This is a genomic window from Atlantibacter hermannii (genome assembly GCF_009907385.1).
GTDB classification, from domain to species: Bacteria; Pseudomonadota; Gammaproteobacteria; order Enterobacterales; family Enterobacteriaceae; genus Atlantibacter; species Atlantibacter hermannii_A.
Window position 1 is genome coordinate 1 of sequence record NZ_JAAATR010000090.1, and the last position, 2,213, is coordinate 2,213.

Sequence of the window (2,213 nt, forward strand, 5' to 3'; positions counted from 1 at the left end):
TTTAAGCGTGCATAATAAGCCCTACACAAATTGGGAGTTAGACATCATGAGCAACGCAAAAACAAAGTTAGGCATCACAAAGTACAGCATCGTGACCAACAGCAACGATTCCGTCACACTGCGCCTCATGACTGAGCATGACCTTGCGATGCTCTATGAGTGGCTAAATCGATCTCATATCGTCGAGTGGTGGGGCGGAGAAGAAGCACGCCCGACACTTGCTGACGTACAGGAACAGTACTTGCCAAGCGTTTTAGCGCAAGAGTCCGTCACTCCATACATTGCAATGCTGAATGGAGAGCCGATTGGGTATGCCCAGTCGTACGTTGCTCTTGGAAGCGGGGACGGACGGTGGGAAGAAGAAACCGATCCAGGAGTACGCGGAATAGACCAGTTACTGGCGAATGCATCACAACTGGGCAAAGGCTTGGGAACCAAGCTGGTTCGAGCTCTGGTTGAGTTGCTGTTCAATGATCCCGAGGTCACCAAGATCCAAACGGACCCGTCGCCGAGCAACTTGCGAGCGATCCGATGCTACGAGAAAGCGGGGTTTGAGAGGCAAGGTACCGTAACCACCCCATATGGTCCAGCCGTGTACATGGTTCAAACACGCCAGGCATTCGAGCGAACACGCAGTGATGCCTAACCCTTCCATCGAGGGGGACGTCCAAGGGCTGGCGCCCTTGGCCGCCCCTCATGTCAAACGTTGGGCGAACCCGGAGCCTCATTAATTGTTAGCCGTTAAAATTAAGCCCTTTACCAAACCAATACTTATTATGAAAAACACAATACATATCAACTTCGCTATTTTTTTAATAATTGCAAATATTATCTACAGCAGCGCCAGTGCATCAACAGATATCTCTACTGTTGCATCTCCATTATTTGAAGGAACTGAAGGTTGTTTTTTACTTTACGATGCATCCACAAACGCTGAAATTGCTCAATTCAATAAAGCAAAGTGTGCAACGCAAATGGCACCAGATTCAACTTTCAAGATCGCATTATCACTTATGGCATTTGATGCGGAAATAATAGATCAGAAAACCATATTCAAATGGGATAAAACCCCCAAAGGAATGGAGATCTGGAACAGCAATCATACACCAAAGACGTGGATGCAATTTTCTGTTGTTTGGGTTTCGCAAGAAATAACCCAAAAAATTGGATTAAATAAAATCAAGAATTATCTCAAAGATTTTGATTATGGAAATCAAGACTTCTCTGGAGATAAAGAAAGAAACAACGGATTAACAGAAGCATGGCTCGAAAGTAGCTTAAAAATTTCACCAGAAGAACAAATTCAATTCCTGCGTAAAATTATTAATCACAATCTCCCAGTTAAAAACTCAGCCATAGAAAACACCATAGAGAACATGTATCTACAAGATCTGGATAATAGTACAAAACTGTATGGGAAAACTGGTGCAGGATTCACAGCAAATAGAACCTTACAAAACGGATGGTTTGAAGGGTTTATTATAAGCAAATCAGGACATAAATATGTTTTTGTGTCCGCACTTACAGGAAACTTGGGGTCGAATTTAACATCAAGCATAAAAGCCAAGAAAAATGCGATCACCATTCTAAACACACTAAATTTATAAAAAATCTAATGGCAAAATCGCCCAACCCTTCAATCAAGTCGGGACGGCCAAAAGCAAGCTTTTGGCTCCCCTCGCTGGCGCTCGGCGCCCCTTATTTCAAACGTTAGACGGCAAAGTCACAGACCGCGGGATCTCTTATGACCAACTACTTTGATAGCCCCTTCAAAGGCAAGCTGCTTTCTGAGCAAGTGAAGAACCCCAATATCAAAGTTGGGCGGTACAGCTATTACTCTGGCTACTATCATGGGCACTCATTCGATGACTGCGCACGGTATCTGTTTCCGGACCGTGATGACGTTGATAAGTTGATCATCGGTAGTTTCTGCTCTATCGGGAGTGGGGCTTCCTTTATCATGGCTGGCAATCAGGGGCATCGGTACGACTGGGCATCATCTTTCCCGTTCTTTTATATGCAGGAAGAACCTGCATTCTCAAGCGCACTCGATGCCTTCCAAAAAGCAGGTAATACTGTCATTGGCAATGACGTTTGGATCGGCTCTGAGGCAATGGTCATGCCCGGAATCAAGATCGGGCACGGTGCGGTGATAGGCAGCCGCTCGTTGGTGACAAAAGATGTGGGGCACTGTTGCAAAGTTAGCGATGAGG

General features: G+C 45.3%; 3 protein-coding genes. All 3 read left to right on the forward strand.

The genetic code is table 11. From position 1 onward, the window contains the following. Positions 1-91 precede the first annotated feature (91 nt). Entirely contained in the window at positions 92-646 is a 555-nt protein-coding gene (locus tag GV764_RS19225) for a fluoroquinolone-acetylating aminoglycoside 6'-N-acetyltransferase AAC(6')-Ib-cr5 (protein WP_063840321.1), read from the forward strand. Between the two features lie 130 nt (positions 647-776). Beyond that, a complete protein-coding gene (locus GV764_RS19230; RefSeq protein ID WP_001334766.1) occupies positions 777-1,607 on the forward strand; it encodes an oxacillin-hydrolyzing class D beta-lactamase OXA-1 in 831 nt (276 codons plus the stop codon). A gap of 137 nt (positions 1,608-1,744) precedes the next feature. Next, positions 1,745-2,213, forward strand: a 469-nt coding sequence (locus GV764_RS19235) for a CatB-related O-acetyltransferase (protein ID WP_139589027.1), incomplete at its 3' end; no start/stop codon positions are given.

What these genes read in the sequence shown, in the direction of transcription:
- GV764_RS19230 (WP_001334766.1), top strand. Translation starts at nt 777, where the DNA reads ATGAAAAACACAATACATATCAACTTCGCTATTTTTTTAATAATTGCA.